The organism is Erwinia sp. S38 (assembly GCF_016624545.1).
GTDB classification, from domain to species: Bacteria; Pseudomonadota; Gammaproteobacteria; order Enterobacterales; family Enterobacteriaceae; genus Erwinia; species Erwinia coffeiphila.
In genome coordinates this window covers 217,199-229,843 of sequence record NZ_JACVTS010000003.1, presented here as the reverse complement: position 1 = coordinate 229,843, position 12,645 = coordinate 217,199, and the positions used below count along the sequence as shown (strand labels likewise).

15 protein-coding genes are annotated in these 12,645 nt (G+C 52.7%); 9 read left to right on the top strand and 6 right to left on the bottom strand.

Features of this window, described 5'->3' with window-relative positions:
- Nucleotides 1-28 precede the first annotated feature (28 nt).
- Nucleotides 29-496, top strand: a complete 468-nt coding sequence (slyB, locus tag IBT46_RS05435; RefSeq protein ID WP_200544675.1) for an outer membrane lipoprotein SlyB — start codon at nt 29-31, stop codon at nt 494-496.
- A 61-nt stretch (nt 497-557) separates the two neighbouring features.
- Here slyB and IBT46_RS05430 read toward each other — a convergent pair whose 3' ends face one another.
- Nucleotides 558-1,289, bottom strand: a complete 732-nt coding sequence (locus tag IBT46_RS05430) for a MerR family transcriptional regulator (RefSeq protein WP_200544673.1) — start codon at nt 1,287-1,289, stop codon at nt 558-560.
- 250 nt (nt 1,290-1,539) lie between these two features.
- A complete protein-coding gene (locus IBT46_RS05425; RefSeq protein WP_200544671.1) occupies nt 1,540-2,760 on the bottom strand; it encodes a diguanylate phosphodiesterase in 1,221 nt (406 codons plus the stop codon).
- 313 nt (nt 2,761-3,073) lie between these two features.
- On the opposite strand from IBT46_RS05425, the gene ycgZ reads away from it, so the two are divergent.
- From ycgZ to IBT46_RS05410, 3 genes are all read left to right on the top strand, one after another.
- The gene (gene ycgZ / locus IBT46_RS05420) at nt 3,074-3,313 is read left to right on the top strand and encodes a regulatory protein YcgZ (RefSeq protein WP_200544669.1); all 240 of its coding nucleotides are present in this window, start codon (nt 3,074-3,076) and stop codon (nt 3,311-3,313) included.
- A gap of 134 nt (nt 3,314-3,447) precedes the next feature.
- Nucleotides 3,448-3,750: a hypothetical protein gene (locus tag IBT46_RS05415; protein WP_200544667.1), complete on the top strand. Its 303-nt coding sequence runs from the start codon at nt 3,448-3,450 to the stop codon at nt 3,748-3,750.
- A 37-nt stretch (nt 3,751-3,787) separates the two neighbouring features.
- Nucleotides 3,788-4,066 (top strand): biofilm development regulator YmgB/AriR family protein, encoded by a 279-nt coding sequence (locus IBT46_RS05410; RefSeq protein WP_200544827.1) that lies wholly within the window; start codon nt 3,788-3,790, stop codon nt 4,064-4,066.
- 139 nt (nt 4,067-4,205) lie between these two features.
- Here the strand turns inward: IBT46_RS05410 and slyA are convergent, their stop codons facing one another.
- Nucleotides 4,206-4,643, bottom strand: coding sequence for a transcriptional regulator SlyA (gene slyA, locus IBT46_RS05405; RefSeq protein WP_105594948.1), 438 nt, complete (start codon nt 4,641-4,643; stop codon nt 4,206-4,208).
- 151 nt (nt 4,644-4,794) lie between these two features.
- Between slyA and IBT46_RS05400 the strand changes: the two genes are divergently transcribed.
- The 3 genes from IBT46_RS05400 to IBT46_RS05390 are packed head-to-tail and all read left to right on the top strand — an operon-like array spanning nt 4,795 to nt 7,907.
- Entirely contained in the window at nt 4,795-5,034 is a 240-nt protein-coding gene (locus IBT46_RS05400; RefSeq protein WP_105594949.1) for a DUF1656 domain-containing protein, read from the top strand.
- Nucleotides 5,035-5,038: 4 nt separating this feature from the next.
- Nucleotides 5,039-5,896, top strand: a complete 858-nt coding sequence (locus tag IBT46_RS05395) for an HlyD family secretion protein (RefSeq protein WP_200544826.1) — start codon at nt 5,039-5,041, stop codon at nt 5,894-5,896.
- Between the two features lie 7 nt (nt 5,897-5,903).
- The gene (locus IBT46_RS05390) at nt 5,904-7,907 is read left to right on the top strand and encodes an FUSC family protein (protein WP_200544666.1); all 2,004 of its coding nucleotides are present in this window, start codon (nt 5,904-5,906) and stop codon (nt 7,905-7,907) included.
- 44 nt (nt 7,908-7,951) lie between these two features.
- On the opposite strand, the gene IBT46_RS05385 is transcribed toward IBT46_RS05390, so the two are convergent.
- From IBT46_RS05385 to IBT46_RS05375, 3 genes are read right to left on the bottom strand one after another with little or no spacing between them, the layout of a single operon-like run.
- Nucleotides 7,952-8,848, bottom strand: a complete 897-nt coding sequence (locus tag IBT46_RS05385; protein WP_200544663.1) for an aldo/keto reductase family oxidoreductase — start codon at nt 8,846-8,848, stop codon at nt 7,952-7,954.
- A gap of 43 nt (nt 8,849-8,891) precedes the next feature.
- Nucleotides 8,892-9,131 carry a DUF1289 domain-containing protein gene (locus IBT46_RS05380; protein WP_200544661.1) on the bottom strand — a complete coding sequence of 80 codons (240 nt, stop codon included), beginning with the start codon at nt 9,129-9,131 and terminating at the stop codon, nt 8,892-8,894.
- Nucleotides 9,132-9,178: 47 nt separating this feature from the next.
- Nucleotides 9,179-10,087 (bottom strand): LysR substrate-binding domain-containing protein, encoded by a 909-nt coding sequence (locus tag IBT46_RS05375; RefSeq protein WP_200544659.1) that lies wholly within the window; start codon nt 10,085-10,087, stop codon nt 9,179-9,181.
- 104 nt (nt 10,088-10,191) lie between these two features.
- Between IBT46_RS05375 and IBT46_RS05370 the strand changes: the two genes are divergently transcribed.
- Both IBT46_RS05370 and eptA read left to right on the top strand, forming a co-directional pair.
- A complete protein-coding gene (locus tag IBT46_RS05370; RefSeq protein WP_200544657.1) occupies nt 10,192-10,836 on the top strand; it encodes an NAD(P)-dependent oxidoreductase in 645 nt (214 codons plus the stop codon).
- 106 nt (nt 10,837-10,942) lie between these two features.
- Nucleotides 10,943-12,580: a phosphoethanolamine transferase EptA gene (eptA, locus tag IBT46_RS05365; RefSeq protein ID WP_200544655.1), complete on the top strand. Its 1,638-nt coding sequence runs from the start codon at nt 10,943-10,945 to the stop codon at nt 12,578-12,580.
- The last annotated feature ends 65 nt before the right edge of the window (nt 12,581-12,645 follow it).

Genomic DNA, 12,645 nt, shown 5'->3' with positions numbered 1-12,645 from the left:
GCAACTGCAATATAAAGGAGTTCTTAATATGATGAAGCGTTTACTAGCCGTGACTCTTGTCGGGATGACGCTGGCGGGTTGTGCAAATAACGACACATTGTCAGGTGATGTGTATTCCGCATCTGAGGCCAAACAGGTTCAGAGCGTCTCTTACGGTACCCTGGTTTCCGTGCGTCCTATTCAGATTCAGGGCGGCGAAGAAAACAACGTTATCGGTGCTATCGGCGGTGCAGTACTGGGTGGTTTCCTCGGTAACACCGTTGGCGGCGGTACCGGCCGCAGCCTGGCGACAGCAGCGGGTGCGATTGCCGGTGGTGTAGCAGGCCAGGGCGTTGAGTCCGCGGTAAATAAAAGCCAGGGTGTTGAGCTGGAAATCCGTAAGGACGATGGCAATACCATCATGGTGGTACAGAAGCAGGCAGCCAGCCGCTTCTCGGTGGGTCAGCGCGTAGCAATGGCATCAAACGGCAGCCAGATTACCGTTTCGCCTCGCTAAGCCCACACAGCAAAACTCTCGATATTACTGATACCGGTCATCGCAAGAGGCCGGTATTTTTTTATCCTGCATGAAATGCAACGTCGTATCCCTGTGCTTTCCAGTGGGTCATTTGTTCCTGCTGTTCTTGCGTAAGCGCGTTCCCCGTCCAGAGGAAAACGTGCTGGCCCGGGAAGAGTTCCGGTCTCGGATGTTCCAGCGGTTCAGAGAGTACGTCAACGTGCCAGCTTCGCTGTGAAAGCCGCCAGGCCTCAAGCCACAGCCGGGCCCGATCGCCATTATCCCAGCTCATTAATAGCGTATTTCTGCCTGCTTTTTTTCGCGATGCAACAAGGCATGAACTGGCATAATCAATCAGTGCACCATCAAACAGGCTGCTCATAGACCGTGCCGTTGACAGATCGAGAATCAAACGTTGGCGCACGGGAATAATGATCTGGTCGATCACCGCGTCCGCCGAATGCTTACGATCCAGTTCGGTGATAATCGCGCGCAGCTTAGACGGTCTGGCCTGACGAAGCACGGCCATCATCTCTTCCTGGCGAGATTCCCAGCCATCCTGCAAGTTCACTTCACTTTGTTCTAAAAGCGCTTTGACCTTACCGACGGAGACACCGCTTTCAATCCAGCGTTTAATTTCCTCAATCCGCTGGATATCTTCCTCATCAAACTGACGATGCCCCCCTTCCGTCCGCTTCGGTTTGAGCAACTCGTAACGCCGCTGCCATGCACGAAGTGTCACCGGGTTAATTCCGCATCGCTCAGCGACGTCACCAATACTGTAAAAGGCCATTCACTTCCTCATAGCCAGCCGATACATCATAGTGCAATTATACACATTAAAGCTGTACAAAGTTCTGTCAATTATACAAAGATGTTGGATTTTTTGGGGTAAAAGTGTGTTAACTGTACGAGAATGTAACTGACGTAAGCCACAGTTAATAAAGGGGATAGGCACCGGCACTACATTTATCGGAAGAGATCACCCACAGTGCAGGTTTTTACCACCTGCACTGTACAGTTTCGGTTCAGCCACACAGGTATTACATCGTGCTCAACATTTCAGGCCAGCAGACGGCAGGAATCCCCTGGAAGGCAGGCGGCGCGAAAAGATGCCCCTGGAAATGCGAAACGCCAGCAGATTCCAACCACATCCACTCTTCTGGTTTTTCGACGCCAACGGCTGAAACCATAATTTCCAATGAAGCGCAGCATTGAATGATCGCCCGGACAATAGCCTGCCGCGGCCCGCTCTTGTGTACATCACGGATCAGCTCTCGGTTGATCTTGATCCTTTCTGGCTGAAACTGTGCCAGCAACGACAGTCCGGCAAAACCGCCGCCAAAGTGGTCGATAGCGACGCGGATGCCGGCAGCTTTGAGCTGTCTCACCGCATTAGTGAACTCTTCAAGGCGCGATATCACCTCATTTTCAGTAAACTCAACGATGATTTGTTCCGGGACCAATCCGTTAACATTAATCTCGTTCAACAGGAAATTCACCGCTTCCGGGATTCTGACCAGCGTCATGGGGAGCAGATTGATAGAGAGCGTCCGGGCGCCCACATTGATGGCTGCGGCCAGGGCGAAGGCGGTCCTTTTACTCTTCAAGTCAGCCTTATAGACTTCATCCCCTTCCAGACCGTTGAAAAATGCCGCTGAACTCTCTCCCGAAGATGTACGGATCAATGCTTCCAGCGATACGGTTTTCTGGGCCAGAGGATCGACAATCGGTTGAAAAGCAAAACTGCACTCGGTCGTGATTTCAGCGGGGAGCGATGCGGACTGCACGCTATTACCATCAGAAACAAATGCCCATGAATCAGCAGGAGGGATCTCGAAGTAATTCTCTTTTTCGGTGGCTTCAACAAAAGTCCGGAAGAACTGTAGCGCCCGGTCGTCATAAATTAACTGATACTTTGACGTTCCTCTGTTCAGAACGCTCTGTAACACCTCTTCCCTTTCATATTCACGCAGATCAAAAAGCTCCATTCCCGCTTTACCAAACCGACGGTGAGGTGCGAAATCGCAGAAGACCTCGACAACGTTGTAATGGCGCGAGTCTTCGCAAATCCGCTGGTAAATATTAAAAACGCTCTCTTCCGGGCCTTCCAGCAACTGGAAAAAGTGAACGCCGTTAAAAAGCAGTATCCCCGTCACATCTGCCTGACCATTCTTTAAGTTTGCAGCGTTGACCATTTCTTTCAGGTCATGAGACGGGAAATGCTCACAAATATGGCTGCGATAGATAAGGGTGGTAAGCATGATACTTCCAAAGGAAAAGTGTGTGAGTTGCTACCTTAGCAGATGACTGTCACTGCGTCTTGTTAATACCGAAGAGCCCTGAAGGAATCACGCATTTGAAACGATAAACGCAGCGAGCGAATCAAAGTGAAGATATTAATCTGTACACCACGATTAACATCAGCACGGGTAAGTTTTAAATCAATTAAAACAATACATTAGAAGATTACACTCTGCACCAATAAAAATATGTACAAGTTTTTATGTACAGATTTTACGTATTGGTATAACTTTAAGGGGTGTTGGATAATTGAGAAATTTACAGGAGTGACATATGCAGCAGAACGGTTACAGCCCGGCACCAGCAAATGCCATTGCCCGCTATTTTGAAAAAGCAGCTCAATCCGAACAGCAGGTGACTCTCGGTGAAATCGTTGTTGAGATACTCAGTGACGGGCGCAGCCTGAACCGCAAAGCAATCTGCGCTAAATTACTGCGTCGTCTTGAAGCTGCCTCAGATGAATCAGAAGAGAGGCATTATCAGGAACTCATTTCGATGTTGTTTGAACGCTAAATGCGGCGATTTACTTCTTTCAGCCTGGCCATCAGGCCGGCGCCTTAAAAAAACAAGTCAGGCTGATAGCTTTTTTTATGAAATGACTTAATGCCGCAGAGTTTTTGATCCCGGCGGCGATAAGAGATGTAGCTATGAACCGAATTGAACATGACAGACTGGCTGCCGAGATTATAGGAGAAGCGGCTTTCGCCCTGCTGAAGAAAAAAGGGCCAATTAATAAGCATTCTTTAATGCATCAACTCAGACAAATGGGCGTTGATGAGTCAGATGCAGGCAGATGCGAATATATTGCCTACCTGGTTACGCAATTAGAAGGTAACAGTGAGCACTTTCTGCATCGTGATACTTCAACGCTAAAAAAAGAACAACATAAAGACAATGTTTTTCCTTTGGTTAGCACTGCGACAGTTTCCGGCAGCGCTAAAAAACATTAACTGACAATGGCGAATTTTAACCTGTACGGTGTGAATGATGAATCAGATTACAACAAATAAATCACAAGTTTTTCATGGTGTTTCAGGTACCAGTATCTCTGAGTACTTTCGCACGTCGGGCGAGGCGTTGGCGGAAGAGTCTGCCCTGCTTGGGCAAGTTGTCAGTAGCATTATTGCCTCAGACGGGCATCTTACCAATAAGGCGATTATTGCCCGCCTGATTGAAATACTCGAATTAACGGACAATGTAGTCAGTGCTGATGTGGTACGCAAGACGCTGGAGATCGTTTTAGATCATACCATTGATGATATTTGAATCAGCGGAGTCAGCATTGATGAACATTGATGAGCATTGCAATTAGCGCGATGCTCATCCCACACAATACTCCACGATGCATCAATCAATAGTAAAGATTTAACGCAGGTTTGCTCCCTGCGGCATATAACCGGCATGTTTACTCAGCTTTACGCTGCAGTTCCACAATGTTTTTTTCCAGCCGGGCGATCAGCGTCACCAGCTTGTCAATCTCGGCCTGGGAGATCCCCACCAGAATGTCATCACGCGTGGCATCAATCACATCTTCCACCTGATTAATAATCGGTTCCGCTGCTTCCGTCAGACGGATTCGCTTGGCGCGTCGGTCGTTAGCGCAGGTACTGCGCACTATCAGCCCTTTCTCTTCCAACTGATCCAAAGTACGCACCAGTGAAGGCTGTTCGATGCCGATCGCCTTTGCCAGCTGTATCTGTGACTGCTCGGGAGGCAGCTGATGAATGTTGTGCAGCGTCACCCAATGAGTCTGGGTTAGCTCCAGTGGTTTCAATCGTTGATCGATGAGTGCGCGCCAGATGCGCACCAGTCTTGCAAGGTCAGTTCCCAACGGGGTATCCAATTTCCACTCCTTATAATTAGCTTGCTAGCTATCAAGCCTCATTTTAGACTATTCTGCGAGTTTACAGGACAAAATACAAATCGCTCCTTAAAGCGCTTGTATCAGATTTTTAGTCGCCACAGGGCCGACGACGATAAGGATTTACAATGTGATGATGACTCTCTCACTGACAGCGGCCCCATTCACCGACCTGGTTCTTGGTGCTTCGCTCTATTTCCCCCCGCTTTTTAAGGCCGTTCTTTTGGGCTTTTTCCTCTGGTTGATACTTCATCCCCTGCTCCGGGACTGGATGTATTCCGGGGAAGTCTGGCACCCAACGCTGCTTGACCTGTCGATTTTTATACTCTGCGTTAGCGCTTCGCTGTGGCTGTGGTTGATGATCTCTGGATGACATGATGAAACTGAATTCGATTAAGTACTTTTCAACCCTGATTGTGTTCACTGCTGCGCTGTGCGCTGCATGGTGGTTATGGAACTACTACATGCAGTCTCCCTGGACACGTGACGGCAAAGTCCGCGCAGAATTGGTTAACATTACCCCGCAGGTTTCGGGGCGCATCATGCATCTGTATGTGAAAGATAATCAGTTCGTCACCAAAGGCACCAAACTGTTTAGTCTTGACGACGATCCCTATCGCATCGCCGTGACAACGGCAGAATCGCAGCTGGCGAAAGCCCAGTCTGATTTAGTCAAAGCGCAGCATGAGGCCCACCGTCGGCAGGATCTTCCGCGCAACGTTATCTCGGCAGAAGATCTGGATGAAGCAAATCTCGCGGTGAAATCGATGGCCGCCAGCGAGAAAACGGCACAGTCACAGCTCGATCGGGCACGCTGGGAACTGTCGCAAACCAACGTTTATGCTCCGGTCGATGGATGGATAAATAACCTGGTGACACGCGTAGGCGACTATGCCAGCAGCGGATCACCGCTATTTGTACTGGTTGACAGTCATTCGTTTTACGTTATGGGCTATTTCGAAGAGACCAAACTGCGCCATATCCGGCCTGGTGCTAAAGCCAGACTGCGCCTGTACAGCGACGATCGCGAACTCGGCGGTGAGGTAGAGAGCATCGGACGGGCGATCTACGACCAGAGCGTTGAGACCGACAGCGGACTGGTGCCCGATATCAAGCCTAACGTTCCCTGGGTCCGGCTGGCACAGCGCGTGCCGGTGCGTATCAGACTGACCGATCTTCCGGCGGATCTGCCGCTGGTTGCGGGTACCACGGTTACCATATCGTTACAGCACTGAGGTCGCGATGAATCTGAGCTGGCTTGAGTGGCAGCAACTGCCATGGGTTAAGGCGACGAGTGCGCAGTGGCGCTATGCGTTGCGCAACTCAATCGCTATGTGTCTTGCTCTGAGTATTGCTTACGGTCTGCAGCTCGATCAGCCCTACTGGGCGATGACCTCGGCTGCGGTCGTCAGCTTCCCTACGGTGGGCGGCGTGATCAGCAAAAGTCTGGGCCGTATTGTCGGCAGTATGATCGGAGCCTGCGCTGCGCTACTGATTGCCGGTCATACCCTGAACGAGCCGTGGCTTTTTACCATCACGATTGCCGCCTGGCTGGCTTTTTGCACATGGGTGTCTAATCACTATCAAAACAACGTCGCCTACGCATTTTCACTGTCGGGGTACACTGCGGCGATTATCGCGTTCAGCTGCGTCAACGTCACCGATTCCAGCGAACTGTGGACCATAGCGCAAGCACGCGTATGTGAAGTGATATCCGGCATCCTCTGTGGTGGGCTGATGATGATGGTGCTGCCGAGCACCTCCGACGGCGAAACGTTACTCAACTCGCTTAAACAAATGCACGCCAGGCTGCTTGAACATGCCACGCTGCTACTGCAACGTGAAACCACGGACGGTATGCGCCACGCACACGAAAACGTTATCAGTCAGATCCTGACGATGAATCTGCTGCGTATTCAGGCCTTCTGGAGCCACTATCGTTTCCGACGCCAGAACAACGTGTTGAACTATGTGCTCCACCAGCAGTTACGCCTGACCAGCGTCATATCCAGTCTGCGTAGAATGCTGCTGAACTGGCAGGACCCGCCTGAAATTCTGTACAAGGCTACCCAACAACTGCTGGCTGAACTGGCGCTGAAAAACTGTGACAAGTACCGGCTGGCGCAGATCCTGCAAACGGCAGCGCCGCGAGACACGTCAGCCTACCAGCACCATGCCTACTGGAAGCATTTACGCTATTTATGCTGGCTGTATCTGAACAATTCTCGCTGGATACGTCAGTTTGAACGCGCCGACAGTGATACCCGGCTTTCCCCCCCAGAGGTTCCGGCGCTGGCTCGCCAGGCTGACGGCGCGGAGGCTGGCTGGAACGCAATTCGTACGTTCAGCGTTGTGTTTCTGGGGTGCGGCTACTGGATTGCCACACAATGGGATTCTGGCGCTGCCGGTATTACGCTGGCAGCCATTGGCTGTGTACTCTATTCATCAGCACCGTCTCCAACTGGCAGCACGCTGCTGATGCTTAAGACGCTCATTCTACTGTCTATTTTCAGTTTTGCGATGATGTTTGGGCTGATGGTTCAGATCACCGTACTCTGGCAGTTTCTGATCGTTCTGTTCCCCCTACTGATAACCATGCAGCTGCTTAAACTTCAGCAGAAAAAGCATGCGGCACTGTGGGGTATGCTGATTGTCTTTTTAGGCTCGTTCATCTCTGTGAGCAACCCTCCGGTTTATGACTATCAGAGCTTTATTAACGATAACCTCGCTAAGGTCTGTACCGTTACGTTGGTTTGGATCGCCTTCGGTATTCTGCGTCCCAGCTCCGATAAGCGGCGCAGCCGTCGTCATATTCGAACCCTGCGTCGGGAGTTTCTCGATCAGCTTAGCCGCAGACCGCGGCTAAGCGAGAACAGCTTTGAGTCACAGGTTTATCATCGTATCAATCAGCTAAATAACAGCCGGGATGAAAATGCGCGGCTCTGGCTGCTGCGCTGGGGAATGGTGCTATTGAACTGCGCGCAAATAGCCTGGCAGCTGCGCGAGTGGCAAACGCCCTTCCCGGCGCTGTCTTCGGTGCGGGATTCCGTGCTGCACGATCTGCAAAACATCATCGGCGATCGCGGCGTTCATCATGTTTCGCTCAATGATACGCTGGCAACGCTACAGCAGCGCATTGACATGCTGATAAAGAGCGGTAATGCGCAGGAAAGCGAACTGGCGGGGATCGTCTGGCGCCTTTACTGTTCTCTTTCACAGCTTCAGCCCCGTGAAACAAAGGCCTGAACGGTAGCGATCCGACGCTGATAGCTCGTCGGATCATCATTTTCTTAAGGCACGTCGTAGCCCAGTGCGGCTTTCCGAATTCTGAACCACTGCTGGCGGCTCAAAGAGAGGCTGACGGCGGCGGCGGCACTGCGGACCCGCTCAATTTTACCGCTGCCGATAATCGGCAGCGGCCGTGAAGGCAGCGCCAGAATCCATGCGTAGATGACCTGTTCGATGTTTTCAGCGGCGATTTCTTCACGTACGCGCTCCAGCTCTTCGCGCAGGGCCTGATACTGTGGCTGGGTGAAAATTTCCCCACGCCCCAGACAGGACCACGCCATCGGCCTGATGCGTATCTGCTGGCACTGATCCAGCGTTCCATCCAACAGCAGCTCCTGATGGATCGGTGAGATCTCCACCTGATTAGTGGCTAAGGTAAACGGCAGGCGTGACTGTAATAACGAGAACTGTGCCGGTGTGAAATTGGATACGCCGAAATGTTTCACTTTGCCGCTCTGGTGCAGTTGGATAAATGCTTCAGCAACCTCATCGGCATCCATCAGTGGATCGGGGCGGTGGATGAGCAGCAGATCGAGGTGGTCCGTGTGAAAATGGCGCAGGGAATTCTCCGTACTCTGGCGGAGATGCTGCGTATCGGTACGGTAGTGGCCCAGTTTATGCTCCGGGTTGGCGGTGGTGGCAATGCCGCACTTGGTGACCAGCTGCAAACACCCGCGCAGCGACGGCTGAAGCCGCAGCGCCTCGCCAAACGCAGCCTCGCACTGATAGCCGCCATAAATGTCGGCATGATCGACGGTAGTGATGCCCAGTTCCAGATGCTGTTCGATAAAACCGGTGAGCTGTTGGGGCGACATCTGCCACTCCATCAGACGCCAGTAGCCCATCACCATCGGCGAAAATTCAGGTCCCTGCGGGGCGATTTGCACGGCTTGCAGCATAACTCTCTCCATAACGTAGTATGCACCGCTGACGCGGCTCGACTTAAAACAGGGTGGGTTGATCCGGCTCGTCAGCCGCGGAAGCCGGCTGCGCTCGCTGCTGCCGCAGATAACGCTGGCGGCAAAGACGCAAGACGTCGCGTTTTTGCGCGTCGCTGAAGCTGTTCCAGTTGAACCGCTCTTCCCGGCTGCGCAGGCAGCCACGACAGTAACCGCGTGCATCTGCCTGACAGATCCCGCGACAGGGACTGGGTACCGGGAAAAACTCTAACTGTTCTGCCACACCGCCTCCTGCTGGATCGTATTGCCTCTATTGAAGTTCGTCGGCTGTTACTGTGCAAGCCCGCTTAGCGGAAATTTGGAAAAATAATCGCGCAGCGCCTGCAACGCCTGACGGCTTTTCTCCGGCAGCACTCTCTCCAGAGTCAGCGCGGTTAGTTTGAGTGAAGGCGCTCGCCATTCCGGCAACAGCACCATCAGCTGCCCGCTGTTGAGTTCGGTACGGATTTCGTTCAGCGGCTGCAGCGACAGCCCCATTCCGGCCAGCGTGAACTCGCGGATCACCAGCATGCTGTCGCTCTGCACCTGGCCTTCGCTAAGCCGCAGGGTTTGCATTTCTTCGCGCGGATGGTGTAGCTCAATCACTCGTTGATAAAGATGGCCCTGAATCCAGCGATGCCCCGCCAGCTGCTGCGGCGTTTCGGGCACGCCGTGGCGGGTCAGATAGGCCGGTGCGGCACAAATCACCATCGGCCATTCGACCAGTGGATGGGCAATAATACTGGCATCGCTAAGCTGTCGGCTAAAGCGAAGAGCAATATCGATGCGATGTTCAATCATATCCAGCACGTTATCGGTGGCGATGATCCGCAGCCGCAGTCCGGGGTGCTGTAGCAGCAGCGGAGACATCGCGCTGCACAGCGGCTGCCCGCCAATCCCCACGGTGGCACTGATGCGCAGCTCACCGGTGAGCGTATCGCGCATCTCGGCCAGACGCCTTTCGGCTTCCTGAGCGTGGTTCAGCATCGCCTCACAGTCGGGATAAAAAGCCGCGCCAGCATCGGTCAGCGTCAGTTTGCGCGTGGATCGGTACAGCAACGGTACGCCCACGGCCTGCTCGAGCGCCCGCAGGTGCTGGCTCACGGCCGAGGCCGACATCCCCAGACGCCGGGCGGCCGCAGCCAGAGAGCCTTCGCTAACCACAATAGCAAACACCGCCATTCTGTTGAGTTTTTCCATTATTCGTAAGTTTTACTTCATTATAAAAGTCAAAATATGCCACTTATCAGCTTCACTGTTAAGCTGTAAAGTGCAATCCACACCCGTTAATAAGGAATGACTTCATGAAACTGACCATCATTGGCGCAACCGGATTTGTCGGCCCTGAAATCGTCAAAGAAGCCCTGTCGCGTAGGCATCAGGTCGTTGCCGTCTCTCGTTCGGCGGATAAACTGGCAGCGCAATCCGGCCTGACCGTTGCACAAGGTGACGTTCACGACGTGCAGTGGCTTAGCGGCGTCCTGAAAGGCCAGGATGCGGTTATCAGCGCCTACAACCCTGGCTGGGCGGAAAGCGATCTGTATGAGAAGTTCACCCGCGGCAGCGACCTTATCCTGCAGGCGGTAAAAGCCAGCGGCGTGAAGCGCCTGCTGGTCGTGGGCGGCGCAGGGAGCCTGGAAGTGGCACCCGGCGTTGAGCTGGTTGATACCGAGGTCTTCCCGGCCAACATCAAGCCCGGTGCGCTGGGCGCTCGTGACCTGCGTAACCGTCTTCAGGCAGAAGAGCAGGCGCTGGACTGGACCTATTTGTCACCCGCCGCGATGCTGGAACCGGGGCCTCGTACCGGCACTTTTCGCCTCGGGACCACGTCACTGCTGATGAACGGTGAACATCCGGCTTCGATCAGCGTTGCCGACCTGGCCGTGGCCATTGTCGATGAAATTGAAAATCCGCAGCATATTCGCCAGCAGTTCACCGCCGCATACTGATCCCCCTGGCCTGCCTCAGGCAGGCCAGACGGTTCACATCGCATTTAAGGTTCATCTAAGGTTTCATCGTTATTCTGCACGCAGATAACACTGCGACTGGAATACCATGAAATCTTTTTTGAAGTTACGTTGTAACGATCTTACTTTTAATCTTTGTGCTGCGCTGTTGTTTACTTTTGCCCTTAACGGCGTATTTCTGCTGCGCGCGTGGCAGACCTTTCCTTATGTTGGCCTACAGGACTATTTTTTTGCGGCTTCTATTCCGCTGGTGCTGTTCTGCGCCTTTCTGTTGATCTTTAATCTTTTCTCCCTGCCATGGGTACGTAAGCCACTGTTAACCTTACTTATCCTGTTTAGCGCCGCCGCTAACTACTTTATGTACAGTTTCGGTACGGTGATTGACACCAACATGATCCAGAATGTGTTTGAAACCGACATTCAGGAAGCCATCTCGTTGTTCAGCACGCGTTATCTTATCTGGCTGACACTGCTCGGACTGCTGCCGGTCGCGGTAATGTGGCGGATTGAGATTGAATCTTCGCGCCCGTGGTGGGCATCGATCATCTGGCGTTCGGTCAGTTCACTGGCGGCTATCCTGCTGATTCTGATGATGGCGGCGCTCTTCTATAAAGACTACGCATCGATGGTGCGCAACAATAAAGGCCTGGTGAAGATGATTACTCCGGCTAACGTTGCCAGTGGTATCGGCCACTACACGCACGATCGCTGGTTTGCCGGCAGTCAGCAGCTGGTAAAAATCGGCCTTGATGCCCGTAAAGGTCCGATCGTTAGCGCAGAAAAGAAAAAGACGCTGGTGGTATTCGTGCTGGGTGAAACGGCCCGAGCGGAGAATTTCTCTCTGGGCGGTTATCCAAGGGAAACGAATCCTAAACTGAAAGGCGATAATGTTATCTATTATAAGAACGCCACTTCCTGTGGAACTGAAACGGCGATTTCCGTTCCGTGCATGTTCTCCAATATGCCTCGCACACATTATGATGCCGGGCTTGCTCGTCATCAGGAAGGGCTGTTGGATATCATGGCGCATGCCGGTGTTAACGTACTGTGGCGTGAAAACGACGGCGGCTGTAAAGGTGCCTGCGATCGCGTACCGCATACGGATATGACCAAATGGCAGGTTAATGAACTGTGCAAAAGCGACTTCTGCCTGGATGATGTGCTGCTGCACCGCCTGAACAACTATATCGACGGCATTAAGGATGATTCGATTATCGTGCTGCACCAGATGGGCAGCCACGGTCCGGCCTACTACCAGCGCTATCCTGCTGCAATGCGTCAGTTCACACCGACCTGCGACAGTAATCAGATCCAGGATTGCGATCGTCAGGCGCTGATCAACACCTATGACAACAGCATTTTGTATACTGATTCGATGCTCGACAGCACCATCACGCTGCTGAAAAGTTACAGCAGCAAATTTAACGTCGCGATGGTCTATCTCTCCGATCATGGTGAATCGCTGGGCGAACGCGGGATGTATCTGCACGGCGCACCGTATCTGTTCGCACCTGAGCAGCAAACGCATATTCCGTTCCTGCTGTGGCTGTCACCGGATTATGAAAGCGCGTTTAGCATCAATTCATCCTGTCTGCAGCAACAGGCAGAAAGCCAGCCGGTGTCGCAGGATAATATCTTCCATACGCTGCTCGGTATGCTCAACGTACAAACGAATGAGTATCAGCAAAATCTGGATATGCTCCAGGGCTGTCGTAAAAGCGCTTGAGGAAAAATGCCAGGCGGATCGTGCCCCACCCATCAGCGCAGGTTGAAATCGACCATTCGGTCGGG

Coding starts and splice junctions, on each gene's coding strand:
- slyB (WP_200544675.1), top strand. CDS start 29: ATGATGAAGCGTTTACTAGCCGTGACTCTTGTCGGGATGACGCTGGCG.
- IBT46_RS05430 (WP_200544673.1), bottom strand. CDS start 1,289: ATGGCCTTTTACAGTATTGGTGACGTCGCTGAGCGATGCGGAATTAAC.
- IBT46_RS05425 (WP_200544671.1), bottom strand. CDS start 2,760: ATGCTTACCACCCTTATCTATCGCAGCCATATTTGTGAGCATTTCCCG.
- ycgZ (WP_200544669.1), top strand. CDS start 3,074: ATGCAGCAGAACGGTTACAGCCCGGCACCAGCAAATGCCATTGCCCGC.
- IBT46_RS05415 (WP_200544667.1), top strand. CDS start 3,448: ATGAACCGAATTGAACATGACAGACTGGCTGCCGAGATTATAGGAGAA.
- IBT46_RS05410 (WP_200544827.1), top strand. CDS start 3,788: ATGAATCAGATTACAACAAATAAATCACAAGTTTTTCATGGTGTTTCA.
- IBT46_RS05400 (WP_105594949.1), top strand. CDS start 4,795: ATGATGACTCTCTCACTGACAGCGGCCCCATTCACCGACCTGGTTCTT.
- IBT46_RS05395 (WP_200544826.1), top strand. CDS start 5,039: ATGAAACTGAATTCGATTAAGTACTTTTCAACCCTGATTGTGTTCACT.
- IBT46_RS05390 (WP_200544666.1), top strand. CDS start 5,904: ATGAATCTGAGCTGGCTTGAGTGGCAGCAACTGCCATGGGTTAAGGCG.
- IBT46_RS05385 (WP_200544663.1), bottom strand. CDS start 8,848: ATGCTGCAAGCCGTGCAAATCGCCCCGCAGGGACCTGAATTTTCGCCG.
- IBT46_RS05375 (WP_200544659.1), bottom strand. CDS start 10,087: ATGGAAAAACTCAACAGAATGGCGGTGTTTGCTATTGTGGTTAGCGAA.
- IBT46_RS05370 (WP_200544657.1), top strand. CDS start 10,192: ATGAAACTGACCATCATTGGCGCAACCGGATTTGTCGGCCCTGAAATC.
- eptA (WP_200544655.1), top strand. CDS start 10,943: ATGAAATCTTTTTTGAAGTTACGTTGTAACGATCTTACTTTTAATCTT.